Origin of the sequence: Paenarthrobacter sp. YIM B13468 (genome assembly GCF_042788025.1) — a bacterium.
Classification (GTDB): domain Bacteria; phylum Actinomycetota; class Actinomycetes; order Actinomycetales; family Micrococcaceae; genus Arthrobacter; species Arthrobacter aromaticivorans.
The window spans coordinates 293857-312634 of record NZ_JBHZPI010000001.1; the positions used below are offsets into that span (position 1 = coordinate 293857).

Here is an 18778-nt window from a genome sequence, read left to right on the forward strand (position 1 = left end):
TTCCGGACGATCCGAATCGAGCCTCACATGACCTCAGGAAGCCTCGCTGGAGGGCACCAGCCCAAGCGGCTGATCGTCGTCGGAAGCGGCATTGCGGGGCTCTACTCAGCCCTGCTTGCCGCCGAAGCCGGAGCCGAAGTGGTGCTGCTTACTAAAGGCGCGCTCGCGGACAGCAATACGTACTTGGCCCAGGGTGGCATCTCGGCTGTCCTGGATGAGCCGGCTCCGGGTGATACCGTTGCTGCCCACATCGCCGATACCCTCAATGCCGGTGCGGGCCACTGCGACGAGGAAGCCGTGCGGGTGCTGTGCACCGAGGCCCGGATGGACATTGCCGGGCTTGGACGCTTCGGCGTCCGTTTCGACCTCGACGACGACGGCGATCCCTCCCTGGGACTCGAAGCCGCCCACTCTGCCCCGCGTATCCTCCACGCCGGGGGTGACGCCACAGGTGCCCGCGTTGCAGCTGCCCTGATCAAGACGGTGTTGGACTTCCAGGCGGCTGGAAGAATCCAGGTGATCGGGCACGCGCAGGTAACCTCACTGATCCAGGATGGCGAGCTGTACCAGAACGTGCCGGGACGCGGTCGCGTGATGGGGGTGAACTTCCTCCATGAAGGCAGGGAAATGGCCCGCTACTCCGATGCCGTGCTTTTGGCCACCGGGGGCGCCGGTCAATTGTTCGCACAAACAACCAACCCATCCGTCGCCACAGCAGACGGGCTCGCCCTGGCCTGGAGGGTCGGAGCCGAGGTATCCGATCTCGAATTCTTCCAGTTCCATCCCACGTGCATGGTCCGTGCTGGGGATGCCCTTGAGGCAGAGGGCAATACTGACCCTCTGCTCATCTCCGAAGCTGTCCGCGGCGAGGGTGCCATCCTCGTGGACGCCACCGGACGCCGGTTCATGGCCGATTACCACGCGGACGGCGAGCTTGCCCCAAGGGACGTCGTCTCCCGGAGCATAGCCCTGCACCTTGCGGCGCTCGGTGACCCCAACGGTCACGTGTTCCTCGATGCAACCGTGATCGAGGAACGGCGGGGGAAAGGCTTCCTCGAGAAGCGCTTCCCCACCATCAGCGAACGCACACGCCAAGCCGGCTTTGACTGGAGCCGTGAGCCCGTCCCCGTCGCTCCAGCGGCGCATTACTGGATGGGTGGGGTGGTGACGGACCTTTACGGCCGCACATCTGTTCCTGGGCTGTTGGCCGCTGGTGAGGTTGCCTGCACCGGAGTCCAAGGCGCCAATCGGCTGGCCAGCAATTCCCTGCTTGAAGGGCTCGTGTTCGGGCGGCGGGCTGTGGAGGGGTTCCTGGGGTCGGCGGACGCGCTCCCTCTGCGTGCTAACTCGGCCGCGGGCGGCCTCGCTTTTACGCACGCTGCCGGGACCCCGCCAGCCGCTGAGGCGACAACGGCGCTGTCGGGGTCTCCGGCGCCGCTCAGAATGGAAGGCGCCTCCGCCGGTTTCGATTTCGTGCCGTCGGCGGGGTTCTCCCGGAACGCGCTGCGCCGGTTGATGACTGCCAAGGCAGGTGTGCTCCGCAACGGGGTCCTGCTGGCGGAGGCCGAAGCCGGGCTGGATTCCTGGGCCGAGGCCGTTCTGCCCCTGAGCGCGCCGGTCTCCTTGGACCCCAGGGTGCATGAGGACGCTAATTTGTTGCTCGCGGCGCAGTTGCTGGTGCGCGCTGCGCGGGAGCGGCGGGAGTCGCTTGGGGCCCACTACCGCAGCGATGGCGTGGCGGAACCAGCCGCCGTCGACGATTTTGACAAGCGTTACACCATGAGCCGGAAAGCGAGCCTCATCAATGACTGACCTGACCTCCACCACCAACCTGACCCTTCCCACGGCACCCGTCCGGGACATCCTGGAAAGGGCCTTCGCGGAGGACGCGCCCAGCGGTGACATCACCTCACAGCTGCTCATCCCCGCCGGGGCACGTGCCACTGCGGTACTGAACGCCCGAGTCCCGGGCGTGTTCAGCGGTGGAACGGTGTTCCGCGACGCCATGAAGCTCGTCGACCCGGATACGGACGTCCAGTTGCTGCTGGCCGACGGTGAAGCGTTCGACGCCGGTACACACCTCGCCCGCGTCACCGGCAGTGCACGCTCGGTACTGTTGGCGGAACGGGTCGGACTCAACCTGGTGCAGCGGATGAGCGCTATCGCCACCAAGACCGCAGAATTCGTCAGGCTGGTTGAAGGAACGCGTGCCCGGATCACGGACACCCGCAAAACGACACCTGGCTTGCGTGTTCTGGAACGCTATGCCGTGCGCTGCGGTGGGGGAGCGAACCACCGCTACAGCCTCTCGGATGCCGTCCTGGCAAAGGACAACCACTTGGCTGTCATGACCGGCGGCGACCCCGCAAAATTGACTGAACTGCTCGTGGCCGCCAAAGCCCAGCTGGGACACACCACCCACTTTGAAGTTGAGGTTGACCGGGCAGATCAGATTGAACCCGTTCTGGCCGCGGGAGTGGACACCATCATGCTGGACAACTTTTCCATCGATGAACTCAGGGCAGGCGTCAAGCAGGTAGATGGACGGGCAAATGTGGAGGCCAGCGGAAACGTCAACCTCAACACAGTGGCAGAGATCGCGGCAACGGGCGTAGACGTCATCTCCATCGGCGGGCTGACGCACAGCGTCTCGGCACTGGACCTCGGGCTGGATATCGAACTGCGAGCTGAAGCAGAGCTGGAAGCAGTCTGACTTCCATGATCTTCCTGGACGCTGCAGCCACCACACCTGTCCGGCGCGAGGTGCTCGAAGCCATGTGGCCGTACCTCAGCGGCGAGTTTGGCAACCCGTCCAGCCACCACAGCCTGGGTGAAGCGGCGGCCACGGCGCTCGCAGAGGCGAGATCCGCCGTCGCGAATGTGCTCAATTGCCGCGCTGGCGAGGTGACCTTTACCTCGGGCGGCACGGAGGCTGACAACCTGGCCGTCAAGGGAATCGCACTGGCCCGGCATGCGGCTGATCCCTCGCTGAATCGGGTAGTGATAAGCGCAATCGAGCATCCTGCGGTGGAGGAATCCGCCCGCTACCTCGAACGCATGCATGGCTTCATGGTGGACGTGGTGCCGGTGGACCGCGACGGGCTGGTCACGGTGGACGCGCTACGCGCCGTCCTTCGGCCGGACACGGCCATGGTGAGCATCATGTATGCAAACAACGAGATTGGTACGGTCCAGCCCGTCGCGGACCTTGCTGCCGTAGCCCACGGGTTTGGCATCCCCTTCCACACTGACGCCGTCCAGGCGGCTGGCTGGCTGAGCTTGGACGTCAAGGCCCTGGGCGTAGATGCCCTGAGCATTTCCGGCCACAAGCTGGGCGCGCCCAAGGGGTCCGGTGTCCTGTTCACAAAGGGCCGGACGCGCGTGGAGCCGTTGGTTCATGGTGGAGGCCAGGAACGGGGAAAGAGGTCCGGAACAGAGAACGTGGCCGGGGCCGTGGCGTTGTCCACCGCCCTGACTTTGAGCCTTGGCGAGCAGCCGGAGCTGGCCTCGCGGGTTTCTGGCCTGCGGGAGCGGTTCGTCTCGCACATCCTCCAAACCGTCCCCGGTGCCATACTGACAGGGCATCGAAGCCAGAGGCTGCCATCGATCGCATCGTTCTGCTTCCCTGGAACCAGCGGCGAATCAGTCCTGCTTGAGCTGGAACGCCTGGGCGTGGTCTGCTCCAGCGGCTCGGCATGTGCTGCCGGATCTGACGCGCCGTCACCGGTGCTGCTGGCTTTGGGCATTGTCCCGGAGATAGCGCAAACAGCCGTGCGGTTCAGCTTCGCCTCAACTGTTACCGAAGCCGAACTCGAGCAAGCTGCCGGAGCCGTGGAAGCCGCCGTCGGGCGTGTCCGGAACCTGGCGTCTCCCCAGCACAACTAGTCACACGTGGCGGGCGCGGCGGAAAATCCAGTGCCTCAAGAGGGTGAACCGGACGCCCGTGGCGACGAAGCCGGAGAGCGTCGTGGTCCAGAGTTCTTCACTGACAGTAGCCTCGGGGTGGATGAGATGCAGGATGCCCAGGCTCCCGCCAGTGATGACCAAGGCAATGCCTATGACGATCAGCCCATGCATGTGGTCCTGGCCGCGTTTCCTGCTACCTCTGATCTTGAAGGTCAACCTGCGGTTCAGCGCTGTATTCATGAAGGACGTGACGATCAACGCCACGGCATTGGCAGGCTGCGGGTCAATCCAGGGACGCAGCAGCGCATAGAGGGCAAGCGAACTCGCTGTGCAGAGAATTCCGACGCCGGTGAAGCGAAGCAGTTGCCGCACCACAGGGTACTTGAGAAGGCCGCGATGCCTCTTCCTGGCAGGCTTCTGTAAGGGAGGCGGCCGCAGTTCGGCGGCGTCTGCGGCTGTCTCCATGAGGTTAAGCCTGACACACTATGCGGGCACGTCCTCCCAGGAAGCCGTAGTGACGGGGTTGGAGAGCTCCCCGATTCCTTCCACGCGGCACACAACGGTGTCACCTGGCTGAATGCGCGCGCATTCGGCGGGGAAGCCAGTCAGGACCAGGTCGCCGGGGTGGAGGGTCATGAACGAGGTCAGGTAGACCATGATCTCGTCCACTTTCCAGCCGAGGTCCGCCGTGCTGGCGGGTGTGAGGCCAGTGCCGTTGTGGACGATCCGGATGGAAAGATCTGCGGCGTCCAGGTCGGTGACGATCCACGGACCTGCAGGTGTGAAAGTGTCCTGGCTCTTCGCGCTGATCCAGAGTTCATCGGTCTTTTGGAGGTCGCGTGCAGAGACATCGTTCCCGATGGTGTAGCCGAGGATTGCCGAACCCGCCGTTTCCAGCGTCAGGCCCCTCGCTGTACTTCCGACGACGACCGTCAGTTCGGCTTCCGGGTCAACATGACCAACGTTCGAACTCAGCTGGATCGCTTCGCCGGAGCCGATCACGCTGGATGCGGCCTTGTGAAATGCCTGTGGTGGAAGGTCCCTGCCAGCTTGCCCGGTGTTGTGGGCCATACCAAGGACGTTGGCCGGCACTGAAGGTGCGAGGAAAGTGAAAGAACCCTCGCTCACCCCAGCCCCTTTTTCCCAGCCGTGCCGCGAGGGGCTACTCGCGTTTGCCCTTGATGCCCCGAAGGGCGAATCGATAACAATCCACTGCTGCCCGGCCGCGGAGTCGAAGTCCAGGGCGTCGTTGGCAACGAAGAATTGCTCGTTGGGATCCTGTGTATCCAAGGGCCGGACGCGGGCGATACGACGGGGAAGGGGAAAAGTCATGATGACATCCTACGTCCTGCAACATGTTGTGGGGCTCGCTTTACGCCCTAAGACCCCACGTAAGTGCGCAGACGCGGCCCCGCATGGCGTCAGGCAAGCTGCGCCGATCCGAAAGCGACGCTGAAACGGTCACACCAGAGCACTACCGATGACAGGCCGGAGAGGTCCACTCCAGAGGGGATGACATAGTTCTGGTTGCCGTGCGTGGCCTTGATCGGGCCGAGGTCCACATACCGACCCGAGCGGTACTTGTACCAATCGCCACCTGCTTCAAGGCTGCTGAGCCAGACCTTGACGTCAGGGCCATCGCTGCTGGCCAGGTTTTCCAACCTCAGCACACGGGAGCCATCGGGCAGTTTCAAGAGCTGTGCAGTACCAGAAGTCTGATGCTCCTGGGATTGGAAATTGCCGAAGCCCAGCACCACAGGATCGGTTTTGGCTGCCGGGGTTGAGGCAGACGTGGTGGGGGCTGGCGAGCCGCTGGCCTGTGCATCAGAAGTTGGCGCATCAGAAGTCTGTGCATCGGAAGTCGGTGCAGTGGAAGGGAACGCCGATGTTGAGGCGGGAGGAGCGAACGGCAGGGCCTCGTTCACGCTACTGCTCGTGAACAGCCGCCAGGGCTGGAACAGCGCGGCCCCTGCGATGACCAGGACCACGACCGCCACGCCCACTGTGGTGGCAAGGATCTTGTGGGCACGGATCATCCGCCCGATTCTGTTCATGCTCCAAGGCTAGGCTTTTACGGTCTGTCGCGGGGGTTCCGGAACTTACGGTTCCGTGACGCTGTGCCGCCGTTGGACACGGCAGGGCGCCTGGCTTCAGGTGGCGTTAGCCTTCTCCCAAATACAGCTCACCCACTGGTACCTCGGCTGCGAGCCGGTTGGCCGGTCCGGCAAGGGGGCACGCCCAGGCTTCGTTGTACGCGCAGGAGGGGTTGTAGGCGAAGTTTAAGTCCACGATGAACTCCTCCTGTTCATCGATGCGGCGAACACCGTGGTACGCGCCCTTCACTGTGTCCAAAAGGTATCTTCCGGCGCCGTAGCTTCCGCCCTCTTTGCCGGCGGTAGCGTCGCGCAAAGGCACAAAGATGCCGCCGCCGTAGCTTCGCAGCCGCCAAACGGCCAGGGATCCGAGTCCCGGCAACTCAAAGGTTCCAATCCTCACGAACGGAACTACGCCGTCGGTCCCTGTTTCAACGTTCATTTCCTGTCCAGTGCCCTCCGGTGACAAGGGAACGTACATCCGGAAGGCGGGATCGTAGTCGGCCGTGCGCAACCCGGAGAAGGATGCTTTCATCTCTGCTGTCAGGGCGGACGCGGGATGGGTAGCAAACATCCGGTCGCGCTCCTGGCGCCAATAGTTGTGTGCATCGAACGGATCCGTGGCCGCCAGCTGCCGTACTTGGTCATAGAGGGCGAAGGTCCGAAGCCGCCAATCCGCAACGTCAACGGCGGACATGTTGGGCATGTTGTCCTCGAATGCGTCATGCTGATCGGGAGCCATGTCTTCAGCCTAGTACGCCGTCAAATCCCGTGTCGGACCTTACCCGCCGATAAGCTGTGCGCATGAACGGCACTGTCCACCCGAACGGCACTGTCCACCCGAACAGCATGACGGCGAAGCTTCGGCTAGGCGCATTGGTACTGGGTGCGGTCCTGCTTGCGACTACCGCGGCCTGTTCCACTGAAAACAAGGGGCCACAGGTTTCCCAGACTTCCGACTCCCATCCCAACAGTTCAGAGTCGGGCCTCCCGTCCCCGGACGCCGGGTCGAAGAGTACGACGCCGTCAGGAGACGCCGTCTCCAGTTCGCCGTCTTCGACGCCCGGCTCAGGTGCTGCATCCAGCTCTGACCCGAGCCCGGCAGCCACGGCCTTGACCTGGAAGACCTACACGGACCCCGCCAAAAAGGTCAGTTTCGAACTCCCTGGCGATTGGATTGCCCAGTCGGTCACGGCTGAAGCTGGTTCACTGCCAGGTGCCCTGAAGGTCGAAGTGAAAGATGGCGGGGGCCGATACATCGCTACCCTGCAGACAGGCCTGCCACCTGCAGGGCCAATCGCTTGCCCCACTGGCCAAAGCCATCCGTACATTGTTATCAGCAGCGTGCCACTGGATGTTCCACACTCCGATGGTCCGGACACCATCGATCCCCGCGTCGTTTTCCGCGTGATCCAAGGCTACAAATTCTTCGGATCCTATGGCATAACCAACATGGTGGCTGGCGCCGACGGCCAGGCCTGCGAACTGAGGAACCGTGTTCAGGGACCTTCCGGCAAGGGCGACTACTCTTTCGGGGATGTCGCAGCGGTCCATGCCTTCGCCGCCGATGAAAAAGTAGCCCCGGCAAAGACTTTTGACACGTTGGACCTGGCCGCGAAGTACGTCGCCCATGATTCTGAATTCGCCAACGTCCAACGGATGCTACTGTCTCTGAAGGTCAATCTGTAGTCCTGCGGTTGGCTGATCCATACAACGGCGGCATCGGGGGCTGTCCCGCCGCAACCCACCCCGGAGATCAATGGAACGCAACGTTGCTGCCAAGCTCGTTTTCAAGACTGTAGCCAACACGAAAGTGGCCATGGCCATCGCCGTGGCCAACAATCCGGGGTACGAGTCAGTGACGGAAACACTTTCCATCACTGTGGATGGGAACGAGATTCCCTTTGCTGAACTCAGCGACAATCACGGGGGCCGCTTCCAATACATGGAATTCGCGGAGCCCAGCGAAGTGACGGTTGACTACCAAGCAAGTGTCCATGGCTTCGCAGACCGGGACACACCCTCTCCAATGGAACTCATCCGGTACGTCCGGCCTAGCCGCTACGCCGAATCTGATCGGTTGCTGCCCACCTCTTACGCCGAGTTCGGCAGCCTTGGCGGGGCCGAACTGCTCCACGCTGTCCGCGATTGGGTCAATGGAGAGCTGCGCTACGTCAGTGGATCCTCGCGGGGAACCGACGGGGCGGTGGAGACGCTTCTCCACCGCCGCGGTGTATGCCGTGACTTCGCCCATTTGGCCATTGCCCTGCTCAGGTCCAAGGATGTCCCCGCCCGCCTCGCGGCCGTGTACGCACCAGGTCTGAGCCCCATGGACTTCCACGCTGTGGCGGAGGCGTACATCGAAGGTGAATGGCACATCATCGATCCCACTGGGCTGGCGCCCCGCGAGTCCATGCTTCGCATCACGGCAGGAAGGGATTCTTCAGATACAGCCTTCTTGTCCACGGTGGGTGGCAGCCTGTCGCTGAAGACCCTCAAAGTCAGCGCATCAGTCAACGGTGAGCTCCCAATGGAGGATCCACGGCAGCTCGTACGCCTGCGCTGAGATCGCGGAGAGCGGCAGGCCTAACCGTGCGTTGACTGGTGTCCTGCCACCGAGGCCCGCAGCTTTTCCGTAAGCCGCAACAGCTCGCGCTGCTCCTCCACAGTAAGCGCAGGCCCGACGAGTTGGGCAATGTCACGCACGTGTTCCCGACCAATCGTTTTCTGCAACTCGCTGCCTGATTCGGTCAGGGACAGCAGCACTCCACGGCCGTCGTCGGGCGCTGTTGTCCGTTCCACCAAACCGCGCTTCTCCAGACGGTCCACCAAACGGCTCAGGCTGGACTGGCTCAACAGCACTTTGTCATTGATCTCGTTCAACCGCAGCTGTCCGGAAGGGCATCGCGAGAGCGTGAACAGGACGTCATACTCCTTGACGGGCAGGGACTTGAACGCCGGACCTGATTGAAGTTTCCGCATCACCGCCACCTGGGAGCGGAAGAGCGACTCCCAGGTCTCGGCGGCGAGGCGAACGGCGGAGGACGCCGAAGGGCTGGACATCAGGCCTCCTGACCCTGGGCTCCAGCTGGAGCGGACTCGTTGACGCTTGCCTCCATGGCCGCAGCAACGCGGGAAGCGTGGGTAGGCGCGTCCGGAACGTTGGCCGGCTTCAAGGCAGCATATTCCTTGCGAAGCACGGGAAGGACTTCCTCGCCGAAGAGGTCAAGCTGCTCCAGTACGGTCTTCAGGGGCAAGCCTGCGTGATCGATCAGGAACAACTGCCGCTGGTAGTCGCCAAAGAACTCACGGAAGGTGAGCGTCTTCTCGATGACTTCCTGCGGACTGCCCACGGTCAGGGGAGTCTGGGAGGTGAAGTCCTCCAAGGAAGGACCGTGACCGTACACCGGTGCGTTGTCGAAGTACGGGCGGAACTCCTTGACGGCGTCCTGGGAGTTCTTCCTCATGAAGAACTGGCCACCCAGGCCCACGATTGCCTGATCGGCCGTGCCGTGCCCATAGTGCTCGTAGCGCTCGCGGTAAAGGCCGATCAACTGCTGGTAGTGCTCCTTGGGCCAGAAGATGTTGTTGGCGAAGAAACCGTCACCGTAGTAGGCGGCTACCTCGGCGATCTGCGGCGTGCGGATGGACCCGTGCCAGACGAACGGGGCAACGCCGTCCAAGGGACGCGGTGTAGACGTGAAGTTCTGCAGGGGTGTGCGGAACTTGCCCGACCAATTGACCGTATCTTCGTCCCACAGCTTGCGGAGCAGGCTGTAGTTTTCGATCGCGAGCTCGATCCCGTCCTGGATGTTCTTTCCGAACCAGGGGTACACAGGCGCTGTGTTCCCGCGCCCAAGCACCAAGTCAACCCTGCCATCGGAGAGATGCTGCAGCATCGCGAAGTCCTCGGCGATCTTGACCGGATCATTGGTGGTGATCAGGGTTGTGGCCGTGGACAACGTGATGCGCTCGGTCTGGGCTGCGATGTAGGCCAGGGTAGTGGTGGGGGAGGAGGAGAAGAAGGGCCGGTTGTGGTGCTCGCCAATGGCGTAGACATCCATGCCGATTTCTTCGACCTTTTTGGCGATGGCAACGGAAGCCTTGATGCGTTCGTTCTCCGTGGGCGTGCGGCCCGTGGTGGGGTCAGTGGTGATGTCACTGACGCTGAATACGCCGATCTGCATGATGTGCCTTTCTCCCTGCCCGTGGTCCCGGGCTCTGTAAGCAGTGTATCTCAAACTAGATGCATTTGCATGTATCACTGCCTGTAACAGGGCAGGGCCGCGAATTGTTCCCGGCCCCGTTGGCTGCTGATGCGGCTCTACTCCGCGGGGTTGTTAGCCGCCCGGCGTCCCGTAATCCGGGGCACCATGCCGGTGGTCCAATCGGCGAAGTCGTCCTTGCTGTTCCCGCCATTTCCCATACCGGGTGTGACTTCGGGACGGTGTTGCAATTCCTTCAGGAGTTGCTTTTTCTCCCGGCGTCCCTCTACCAACTTGTATAGGACGGGGACCAGGATGAGTGTCAGCGCCGTCGAGGACACCAGGCCGCCGATCACGACGATTGCCAGCGGTTGCGAAATGAAACCACCGCCACCAGTGAGGCCCAGGGCCATGGGAGTCAGCGCGAACACTGTTGCCAATGCCGTCATCAGGATGGGCCGCAGGCGCTGACGGGCGCCGTGGGTAATGGCATCGGCCACGCTCATGCCCGGCGTGCCGTTGTGGGGTTTGCGGTACTGGTTGATGAGGTCGATCAGCACGATTGCGTTAGTGACCACGATGCCAACCAGCATCAGCATGCCAATGAGCGATGGCAGCCCCAGAGGAACGCCCGTAGCCAAGAGCAAGCCCACAGCGCCTGTCGCGGCGAAGGGAACAGAAACCAGGAGGATCAACGGCTGCACCAACGATTTGAAGGCAGCCACCATAATCACGTAGACGATCGCGATCGCGGCCAGAAGCGCCAAGCCAAGCTGACGGAAGGATTCGGCTTGCTGCGTCGTGGCACCACCAATGGCAGCTGTTACGCCAGCAGGCAACTCAACGGACGCCAACCGCTTCTGCACTTCGGTGCTGACGCTGCCCAAATTGGACCCCGACGGCGTCACTGTTACTTTCGCGGTCCGCTGGCCGTTGCTGCTCGTGATGGACACAGGCGTGTCGACTTGTTCGACGGTGGCGATACTCTCCAGCGTCACAGGACCACGCGCCGTCGGGAGTGGCAGTGCACGCACCGCGGTGATGCTGGTGAAGCGTGTTCCCTTTCCAATCTGGACGGGGTAGTCGTTGGTCTCGATGCGTACCGTACCTGCGGGGACCGGGCTGACGGTCGACGCCAGGAAAGCCCCCACTTGCTCCTCCGTAAGTCCGGCGGCCACTGCCTTCGCGCGATCCACGCGCACTTGGACCACGGACTGGTTCGCCGAAAGGTTGGTGGACACCTCGGTGCTGCCGGGTACGTCCTGCATCGCCTTGACCATGGCGTCACTTGCAGACTGGAGATCAGCGGCATTGGCGGCTTTGATGGTGATGTCCACCGTGGATGATGTGCCAAATCCGCCCTGCTGGGAACCCACACTGATCTTGCCCGCCGCACCCTGGAGCTTGGAGCGGACATCATCCTGAAGCTTCTTCTGGTTCGCTTTCTCGTCCGTAACGATTGTGAAGGTCGAGTTGGAGGAGCCAGTGGACGTTAGCGCGGCGAAACCGGACTGGGCGTTACCGGACGTCACTTGGACGTCTTTGATGCCATCCATGCCACGAAGCATGTCCTCCACCTTGGTGGCTTCATCGCTGGTGGCCTCCAGGCTCGTTCCGGCCGGAAGAACCTGGCGCACTGTCATGCTGTTCTCGCCGGATCTCCCCAGCAGGTCCGTGGCAAGTAGCGGCGATACCGCGACCGTCGCCACCAGCACCAAGGCCGCCGCAGACAGGGTAAGGACGGGGTGCTTCTGCGTCTTCGCGAGGATAGGCAAATAGCCTCGCTGGAGCCGGCTACGCTGCTCGGCCTCCCGGGCCTTCGCCGCAGCCTCGTTGCGCGTCATTGACGCTTCGGCATCTTTGCGCGGCGAGGGAAGGAACCAGTAAGCCAGGACGGGAACGATCGTGAGGGAAACCAGCAACGATGACAACAGGGCGATGGTTACCGTCAGGGCAAAGGGCCGGAACAACTCGCCTGCCAGGTCACCCACAAACGCGATGGGCAGGAAGACAGCCACTGTGGTCAGGGTGGATGCAGTGATAGCGCCGGCAACTTCCCGGATGGAGGTCAGGATGGCAGCCAGCTTGTGCTCGCCATAACTCAAGTGCCGCTTGATGTTCTCAATCACCACGATCGAATCATCAACGACGCGGCCGATGGCGATGGTGAGCGCACCGAGAGTGAGGATGTTCAGCGAGTAGCCCGTGGCGGAAATGCCAATGAACGTGATCAAGAGGGAAAGCGGGATCGATACCGCGGTAACCAACGTGGACCGAACGGACATAAGGAAGACGAGGATGACAGCGACAGCAAAGCCCAGGCCAAGGAGCCCTTCGGTAGTGAGGTCCTTGATGGACTTCTCTATGAAGGGAGCTTGGTCGAAGACGGGCGTGAACGCAGCGTTGTTCCCCAACTCTGCTTCCATCGGCGCAAGTGCATCCCGCACCGCGTGCGAAATCGCCACGGTGTCGCCTTCGGGCTTCTTGGTGACTGACAGCGCCAGCGTTGGCTTGCCATTTGTGCGCGTGATGGACGTGGCGGGGTCGTCCTCGATGCTGACGTCAGCCACAGTTCCGATGGTGGCGGCATCCTTGGCACCCGATATCGGCAAGCCCTTAATGACGTCGAGGGAATCAACCGGGCTGCCGAGTTGCAGGGACAGGGTTTTGCCCTGGTCCTCTATGGTTCCCACAGGAACCAGCGTGCCGTTGTTCTTCAGTGCGCTGCTGATCGACTGGATGGACGCACCCTTCGCCACCAGATCGGCAGTGCGGGGCTGGATCAGGATGTGCTGCTTGGAGCCGCCAGTCAGATCGGCGCCACGCACGCCGTCGATCTTTTGCAGTCGGGGAACGCTCAAGCGCTGGAGGTCGGCATTGAGTTCGCTGAGCGGTTTGTCCGAGGAGACAGCCAGGAACACGATGGGGAAGTCACTGATGTTGCCGGCAATGGATTGAGGTTCGACGTCGGCCGGAAGAACGCGTTTGGCGTTGGAAATCGCGCGGTCGATCTGATTCCGTGCACGATCAAGGTTCGAGCCGTACGTGAACACCATGGTGATCTGCGAAACACCATTGCGGGATGTGGAGGTGGTGGACTCAAGTCCCTCGACGCTGTTCAGGGCCGTCTCAAGGGGCCTGCTCAGTTGTTTGTCGACCACTTCGGGAGAAGCGCCGGGCATCGAGGTAATGACGGTGATCTGCGGGAACTCGATGGACGGAATGAGTTCCTGCTTGAGCGAGCCCATGGTGATCACGCCGAACACCGCCGCAAAGACGGTGATCAGCGCGATCAGGGCCCGGTTTCCCAGGGACAGCGTGGCCAGGCGGAACATTGCATAGTCTCCTGGGATCTACGGAATAATTCGGCTGACGGTAACCGGCCGCAGCTCCGGATGGCCTAGCTTTGGAGGGCGTTGGCCACTTCCAGTTGCAGCGACCGTGCAGTGCTCGCTTCAAGCTCGGCGGCAAGCTCAGGGTTCTCGTTAAGCTTCACGCCGTAGCCGGGCATCATGTCTTTGAGCTTGGACTGCCAACCCTTGAAGTTCTTGGGGAACGTCTTCTGCAGCAGTTCAATCATGATCGGAACAGCAGTGGAGGCTCCCGGAGATGCGCCCAGCAGCGCACCGATGGATCCATCGCGGGAGGCAATGACTTCGGTGCCGAACTGCAGGACGCCGCCCTTTTGTGGGTGCTTCTTGATGATCTGGACGCGTTGGCCTGCAGTGATCAGCTCCCAATCACCGCCGACGGCCTCGGGATAGTACTCACGCAGGGATTCCACCTTGGCCTCGTGGCGCTTGGCCACCTCTTTAATGAGGTACGCAGTGAGGTCCATATTGTCCTTGGCCACTGCCAGCATCGGAATAATATTCCCCGGGCGGATGGACAGCGGGAGGTCCAGGTAGCTGGAGGTCTTCAGGAAGTTCGTGGAGAAACCAGCGTACGGCCCAAAGAGGAGGGAACGCTTGCCATCAACGAACCGGGTATCCAAGTGGGGGACGGACATGGGTGGGGCGCCAACGGACGCCTGGCCATAGACCTTGGCGCTGTGCTGCGAGGTGATGGACTGGTCTGTGCAGCGGAAGAACTGGCCGGAGACGGGGAATCCGCCATAGCCCTTGCTTTCCGGGATGCCTGAGGCTTGAAGCAGGTGGAGCGCGCCACCACCGGCGCCCACGAAGACGAACTTGGCGTGGATGCGGCCGTGTTCACCTGATTTTGGGTGTTTGAGGGAAAGATCCCAACCGCCACCTGATGCACGATGGATGTTGGTGACGTCGTGACCAAAGTTGACTTCGGCGCCGGTGTTCCGCAAGTAGCCGGTCAGTTCACGGGTCAGTGCGCCGAAATCGACGTCGGTGCCTTCCGCCGCACGGGTAGCGGCAACGCGCTGCTTGCGGTCCCGGCCCTTGACGATAAGGGGCGCCCACTTGGCGATCTTGTCCTGGTCCTCGGTGTATTCCATGCTGCGGAACAGCGTGTTGGGCTTGAGGGCCTCGTACCGGGTCTTCAGGAAGTTCGCGTGGTCCTCGCCGATGACAAAGCTCATGTGCGGAACAGTGTTGATGAAGCCCTTGGGGGAGCCAATGACATTGCTGTCCACTAGATGGGACCAGAACTGGCGCGAAAGTTGGAACTGCTCATTGATGTGGATGGCCTTGGAAGGATCCACGGAGCCGTCCTTGGCCGCGGGGGAGTAGTTAAGCTCACACAGCGCAGCATGTCCGGTGCCGGCGTTGTTCCATGGTCCGGAGCTTTCGAGTCCCGCTTCATCGAGTCGTTCAAAGAGGGAGATGGTCCAGGTGGGTTCGAGTTGCTTGATGAACGCACCAAGGGTGGCACTCATGATTCCGCCGCCAATAAGGACGACGTCGGCATGTTGAGTCTTGGAAATGAAGGTCACGATCAATCTCCGTTAGCGGCGGCACTGGCTGTCACAGAATATCCCCGGGCAGACGCAATACTGAAATTACAGGGAATCGTCAAGGCTTTAAGCGGACGTTTGTGAAAACTTCGTTGAGGACGGGTGAAGCGGGATAGCTTTCCACCTTGTCGGACAGGGCAAGCGCAGAGATAGGGAAGGCTATGGGCACGGCCGGTACTGACGCCGCTATCTCGGCATTGATGGCCTGGTACTGGGTGTTGCGGTCATCGCCGTCGGGCAGGGCGCGGGCCCGCTCGATCTTGTGGAAAACTTCCGAATCCGTATAACCGAACTCACCCCTGGCCTCGCCGAAAAGCGGGCCCAGGAAGTTGTCAGCATCCGCATAGGAGCCATTCCATCCCAGGAGGTGCAGGGCGTGATCGCCAGGGGACTGCACTTTTTGGAGATAGCCGTCCTCCCAGTCCACGGGAACCGGCTTGATATTGATGCCGACGGCTACCAGCTGCCGGCTGATCTCGGCATAGATCTTCTCTGGCGTGGGCATGTAGGCCCGCGTGGCGTTCAGCGGATAGTAGAACTTCAGTTCCTCGCCTTTGTAGCCGGCCTTCTCCAGAAGCTCCTTCGCCTTCTCCGGGTTGTATCCCAAAGATGGGGCATTGTTGTTGAAACCACTGAGCTTCGGGGGAACAAATTGTGAAGCTTGCGCCGTGTTGTCTATGAAGAACCTGCGGATAAGCGATTCTTTGTCAATAGCCATCTCGATGGCCTGGCGGACTTCCAGCTTGTCCAAAGGTGCAACCGCTTGGTTCATGCCGAGGTACATCACCGAGAACGGGTCACGCTGGATGATCTGGACACCCTTTTTTACCAGTTGATCAAAGGTTCCGGACGTCACTAGATCGTAGGCGTCGATCTTGCCGTCCAGGAGCGCTTGCTGGCGCGTTTCGGCGTGGTCATAAGGGATGAAGTTGATAACGCCGATTTGGCCCCTGTTGCCCCAGTAGCCCTTGTAGCTGGTCAGCGTGATCTTGTGTTCGTCCCAGGCAGTGAATACGTAAGGACCTGTCCCCACCGGATGGCCGGCGTAGGCGGACACCGCCTGGCCATTTTGCACCTTGTCCAGGACGTTGGCCTTCTGCCTTTCCAAGGCGGTGGGGGAGGAGATCGCAAAGGCCGGCAGCGTCAGGGCCTGCAGGAAACCTGTGAAGGGCCGGGTGAGGTTGATCTGTACGTTGCTGGCGGAAACAACCTTGCAGTCCTTGAAGATCGAAAACACTGGCTCGTCTGAATATGCCTTGAAGACGCTTTGGAACGAGATTCCTGGCGCTTGTTTCCTCAGGTCGGCGGGGAACGTGAACCAGCGGTTGAAGTTGGCGCAAACGGCAGCGGCATCGAACGGCGTTCCATCATGGAAGGTTACTTTTTCACGGAGCTTGAAGTCGTAGCTCAGCCCGTTGTTGCTGTCTTTCCATTCCGTGGCGAGCAGGGGGGTAGTCTGCCCGGTGGTGCCGTCGACGCCTACAAGTCCCTCAAGGACCTGGCGGGTCACGCGATATGACTCCGAGTCTGCTGTCATTGCAGGGTCGAGGCCCAACGGCATGGATGCTGTACCGAAATTAAAGGTAGCCGTCGGCTCCGCGACTGCCGTGCTGCTTGCCGACGATGAGGCCGCGGGTCCCGGCGTTCCGGTACATGATGCCAGTCCCAAAATCACGAAGACTGCCGTGAACAGTATTCCCAGCCGCCGTATCATGCTGCTTGCCACTCTTGTCCCCTCAAGCCGGTCGGAAGTGCTGTGGCCGGCTTCGGCCAGACCGCATTCCAGTCTAGTTGAACGCCCCCGGTGCCGGTTCAGGCGCGTTGCGGGCATGGTCCCCGTCTGCTTGAGGAAAGAACACCCCCGGTCCGAATGAAATGCTCATCGAACCGGGGGTAACTGTGTGCGCAAGGGGGGACTTGAACCCCCACGCCCGAAGGCACAGGAACCTAAATCCTGCGTGTCTGCCAATTTCACCACTCGCGCTGGCCGGCCACTGGACTGCCCAATGGGCTGACCGGAGCCTTCTTCCGGCCTCCAGTGTACCCGCTACTTGTCGAGTTTGAGGTCGCGACGAAGCTTGGCGACGTGCCCCGTGGCTCGGACGTTGTACTGGGCCAAGCCGACCTTTCCGTCCGGATCCACCACGATGGTGGAACGGATGAGGCCCATGTAGGTGCGGCCATAATTCTTTTTCTCGCCCCAGGCGCCATAGGCATCGGCCACCGAATGCTCTGCGTCCGAGAGTATGCGGAACGTCAGCTGTTCTTCCCCCGCGAACCTGGCAAGTGCTTTCACGGAATCTGGAGAGACTCCCACAACTTCATAACCAGAAGTCTGGAGGGATGCGAGGTTGTCCCTGAAATCACAGGCCTCCTTGGTGCAGCCGGGCGTAGATGCTGCCGGATAAAAGTAGACAATGACCTTCCGTCCACGGAAGTCGGAAAGACTGACGTCGTTGCCATCTTGGTCTTGAAGTGTGAAGTCCGGGGCTACATCGCCGGGAATAAGACGTTCCGCCATAATTTGCTCCTTGCTAACGTTCGCGACTCCCCAGCTTAGTGGCCAGAAGCAACGGCAGCAGCTTCCGCGCGCATATACTGTCGGCATGCCAGATATGGAGAGATGGCCCACCACGCGATTGCTTTCAACGGCTGCGCGGCTCGTGGAAATCTCATGGAATGAAAAATTGAAGAACATCGGACTGACGCATGCCGGCGTGATCGCCATGGAAGTCCTTGCTGCGAAAGGGCCCATTACGCAGGCTGCTTTGGCTGAAGTTGCCAGGGTCAAAGCGCAGACCATGGGCACTACTCTTGCAAGGCTTGAGCTGCACGGGCATGTCAGTCGTCAGCGCAGCGACTCGGATCGCCGCAGTCACGTTGTGACGCTCACCGACGCCGGCTCTGCAGCTTTGGCCGAAGCGGTGCGGCTTGAGCAGGACGTGCTCGCCTTGGTTGAGGTCGATACCGCCCGGCTGCGCGACGAACTCAAGATCGTCGTCCGGGGCCTTGCCGGAATACCCGCGCTTGACGGCTCGGCGGGGGATGCCAACCCACAGCTTTGAGGCCGACCCGCCCGAACGAGGCCAATTGAACGTGACTTATCCGCTGACCCACGCCGGTAAAGAAATTTCCGGGCATGGGAAAGCAGAAAAGACCACAGGAAGCAGTAAAGGCTCCGGATCGTAGCAACGATCCGGAGCCTTTACTATTCTGTGCACCCCCCGGGACTCGAACCCGGAACCCATTGATTAAGAGTCAATTGCTCTGCCAGTTGAGCTAGAGGTGCAGCTATTGTTTCGGTCAATACGAAGGAGTCATATTCTCCATTGACGTCCGCAACGACAGATAACTCTACACCACATTTTGCCCGCCGCTAACCAGCATCATCCCGGCGTGATGCATTCCACGATGAGTAGTGTCCGGGCGCAATGAAGTAATGAAAAAAGGCCTTGGAGTGAATATCACTCCAAGGCCTTCCTTTGGTGCACCCCCCGGGACTCGAACCCGGAACCCATTGATTAAGAGTCAATTGCTCTGCCAGTTGAGCTAGAGGTGCAGCTGTTGAATTCGACCAAACCCGGGGGGTTTTGTTCCCTCGGCGATCTCCGCAACGACATGTAACTCTACACGACTTCGGCGGATGA

At 61.3% G+C, this 18778-nt stretch carries 16 protein-coding genes and 3 tRNA genes; 6 read left to right on the top strand and 13 right to left on the bottom strand.

Features of this window, described 5'->3' with window-relative positions; translation table 11 throughout:
* Positions 1-27: 27 nt before the first annotated feature.
* Genes ACFX4T_RS01350 through ACFX4T_RS01360 form a run of 3 tightly spaced genes read left to right on the top strand, consistent with a single transcriptional unit; the run spans position 28 to position 3885 of the window.
* Positions 28-1812 (top strand): L-aspartate oxidase, encoded by a 1785-nt coding sequence (locus ACFX4T_RS01350; RefSeq protein WP_377650540.1) that lies wholly within the window; start codon positions 28-30, stop codon positions 1810-1812.
* Positions 1805-2713 (top strand): carboxylating nicotinate-nucleotide diphosphorylase, encoded by a 909-nt coding sequence (nadC, locus tag ACFX4T_RS01355; protein WP_377650541.1) that lies wholly within the window; start codon positions 1805-1807, stop codon positions 2711-2713. Before ACFX4T_RS01350 ends, nadC begins: the two co-directional genes overlap by 8 nt.
* Before the next feature lie 5 nt (positions 2714-2718).
* Positions 2719-3885 carry a cysteine desulfurase family protein gene (locus ACFX4T_RS01360; protein ID WP_377650542.1) on the top strand — a complete coding sequence of 389 codons (1167 nt, stop codon included), beginning with the start codon at positions 2719-2721 and terminating at the stop codon, positions 3883-3885.
* Here the strand turns inward: ACFX4T_RS01360 and ACFX4T_RS01365 are convergent, their stop codons facing one another.
* From ACFX4T_RS01365 to ACFX4T_RS01380, 4 genes are all read right to left on the bottom strand, one after another.
* A complete protein-coding gene (locus ACFX4T_RS01365) occupies positions 3886-4371 on the bottom strand; it encodes a GtrA family protein (RefSeq protein ID WP_377650543.1) in 486 nt (161 codons plus the stop codon).
* A gap of 18 nt (positions 4372-4389) precedes the next feature.
* Positions 4390-5238 (bottom strand): fumarylacetoacetate hydrolase family protein, encoded by an 849-nt coding sequence (locus ACFX4T_RS01370; protein ID WP_377650544.1) that lies wholly within the window; start codon positions 5236-5238, stop codon positions 4390-4392.
* A gap of 89 nt (positions 5239-5327) precedes the next feature.
* A complete protein-coding gene (locus ACFX4T_RS01375; RefSeq protein ID WP_377650545.1) occupies positions 5328-5960 on the bottom strand; it encodes a DM13 domain-containing protein in 633 nt (210 codons plus the stop codon).
* A gap of 106 nt (positions 5961-6066) precedes the next feature.
* Positions 6067-6741, bottom strand: a complete 675-nt coding sequence (locus ACFX4T_RS01380; protein ID WP_377650546.1) for a DUF1684 domain-containing protein — start codon at positions 6739-6741, stop codon at positions 6067-6069.
* A gap of 62 nt (positions 6742-6803) precedes the next feature.
* Here ACFX4T_RS01380 and ACFX4T_RS01385 point away from each other — a divergent pair, with 62 nt between their 5' ends.
* Positions 6804-7688 carry a hypothetical protein gene (locus ACFX4T_RS01385; RefSeq protein WP_377650547.1) on the top strand — a complete coding sequence of 295 codons (885 nt, stop codon included), beginning with the start codon at positions 6804-6806 and terminating at the stop codon, positions 7686-7688.
* Between the two features lie 70 nt (positions 7689-7758).
* Complete coding sequence (locus tag ACFX4T_RS01390; RefSeq protein ID WP_216923902.1) at positions 7759-8565, top strand: transglutaminase family protein; 807 nt, start codon at positions 7759-7761, stop codon at positions 8563-8565.
* Between the two features lie 20 nt (positions 8566-8585).
* Here ACFX4T_RS01390 and ACFX4T_RS01395 read toward each other — a convergent pair whose 3' ends face one another.
* From ACFX4T_RS01395 to bcp, 7 genes are all read right to left on the bottom strand, one after another.
* A complete protein-coding gene (locus ACFX4T_RS01395; RefSeq protein WP_377650548.1) occupies positions 8586-9062 on the bottom strand; it encodes a MarR family winged helix-turn-helix transcriptional regulator in 477 nt (158 codons plus the stop codon).
* The gene (locus ACFX4T_RS01400; RefSeq protein WP_216923900.1) at positions 9062-10186 is read right to left on the bottom strand and encodes an LLM class flavin-dependent oxidoreductase; all 1125 of its coding nucleotides are present in this window, start codon (positions 10184-10186) and stop codon (positions 9062-9064) included. Before ACFX4T_RS01400 ends, ACFX4T_RS01395 begins: the two co-directional genes overlap by 1 nt.
* Positions 10187-10323: 137 nt before the next feature.
* On the bottom strand, positions 10324-13539 hold the full coding sequence (locus ACFX4T_RS01405; protein WP_377650549.1) for an efflux RND transporter permease subunit: 3216 nt from the start codon (positions 13537-13539) through the stop codon (positions 10324-10326).
* 65 nt (positions 13540-13604) lie between these two features.
* A complete protein-coding gene (locus ACFX4T_RS01410) occupies positions 13605-15110 on the bottom strand; it encodes a malate:quinone oxidoreductase (RefSeq protein WP_216923898.1) in 1506 nt (501 codons plus the stop codon).
* A gap of 79 nt (positions 15111-15189) precedes the next feature.
* Positions 15190-16857, bottom strand: a complete 1668-nt coding sequence (locus ACFX4T_RS01415; RefSeq protein ID WP_377650550.1) for an ABC transporter substrate-binding protein — start codon at positions 16855-16857, stop codon at positions 15190-15192.
* Between the two features lie 176 nt (positions 16858-17033).
* Positions 17034-17115: transfer RNA gene (locus ACFX4T_RS01420), tRNA-Leu, on the bottom strand.
* Positions 17116-17178: 63 nt separating this feature from the next.
* On the bottom strand, positions 17179-17652 hold the full coding sequence (gene bcp, locus ACFX4T_RS01425; protein WP_216923897.1) for a thioredoxin-dependent thiol peroxidase: 474 nt from the start codon (positions 17650-17652) through the stop codon (positions 17179-17181).
* 85 nt (positions 17653-17737) lie between these two features.
* Here bcp and ACFX4T_RS01430 point away from each other — a divergent pair, with 85 nt between their 5' ends.
* Positions 17738-18196, top strand: coding sequence for a MarR family winged helix-turn-helix transcriptional regulator (locus ACFX4T_RS01430; protein WP_254186192.1), 459 nt, complete (start codon positions 17738-17740; stop codon positions 18194-18196).
* A 151-nt stretch (positions 18197-18347) separates the two neighbouring features.
* Here the strand turns inward: ACFX4T_RS01430 and ACFX4T_RS01435 are convergent.
* Positions 18348-18420 (bottom strand) — tRNA-Lys (locus tag ACFX4T_RS01435).
* Between the two features lie 194 nt (positions 18421-18614).
* A tRNA-Lys gene (locus ACFX4T_RS01440) sits at positions 18615-18690 on the bottom strand.
* Between the last annotated feature and the right edge of the window lie 88 nt (positions 18691-18778).

Excerpts from the sequence above, each read along its gene's own strand:
- ACFX4T_RS01430 (WP_254186192.1), top strand. The coding sequence starts at position 17,738 with ATGCCAGATATGGAGAGATGGCCCACCACGCGATTGCTTTCAACGGCT.
- ACFX4T_RS01365 (WP_377650543.1), bottom strand. The coding sequence starts at position 4,371 with ATGGAGACAGCCGCAGACGCCGCCGAACTGCGGCCGCCTCCCTTACAG.
- ACFX4T_RS01405 (WP_377650549.1), bottom strand. The coding sequence starts at position 13,539 with ATGTTCCGCCTGGCCACGCTGTCCCTGGGAAACCGGGCCCTGATCGCG.
- bcp (WP_216923897.1), bottom strand. The coding sequence starts at position 17,652 with ATGGCGGAACGTCTTATTCCCGGCGATGTAGCCCCGGACTTCACACTT.
- ACFX4T_RS01380 (WP_377650546.1), bottom strand. The coding sequence starts at position 6,741 with ATGGCTCCCGATCAGCATGACGCATTCGAGGACAACATGCCCAACATG.
- ACFX4T_RS01400 (WP_216923900.1), bottom strand. The coding sequence starts at position 10,186 with ATGCAGATCGGCGTATTCAGCGTCAGTGACATCACCACTGACCCCACC.
- nadC (WP_377650541.1), top strand. The coding sequence starts at position 1,805 with ATGACTGACCTGACCTCCACCACCAACCTGACCCTTCCCACGGCACCC.
- ACFX4T_RS01395 (WP_377650548.1), bottom strand. The coding sequence starts at position 9,062 with ATGTCCAGCCCTTCGGCGTCCTCCGCCGTTCGCCTCGCCGCCGAGACC.
- ACFX4T_RS01370 (WP_377650544.1), bottom strand. The coding sequence starts at position 5,238 with ATGACTTTTCCCCTTCCCCGTCGTATCGCCCGCGTCCGGCCCTTGGAT.
- ACFX4T_RS01375 (WP_377650545.1), bottom strand. The coding sequence starts at position 5,960 with ATGAACAGAATCGGGCGGATGATCCGTGCCCACAAGATCCTTGCCACC.
- ACFX4T_RS01390 (WP_216923902.1), top strand. The coding sequence starts at position 7,759 with ATGGAACGCAACGTTGCTGCCAAGCTCGTTTTCAAGACTGTAGCCAAC.
- ACFX4T_RS01350 (WP_377650540.1), top strand. The coding sequence starts at position 28 with ATGACCTCAGGAAGCCTCGCTGGAGGGCACCAGCCCAAGCGGCTGATC.
- ACFX4T_RS01385 (WP_377650547.1), top strand. The coding sequence starts at position 6,804 with ATGAACGGCACTGTCCACCCGAACGGCACTGTCCACCCGAACAGCATG.
- ACFX4T_RS01360 (WP_377650542.1), top strand. The coding sequence starts at position 2,719 with ATGATCTTCCTGGACGCTGCAGCCACCACACCTGTCCGGCGCGAGGTG.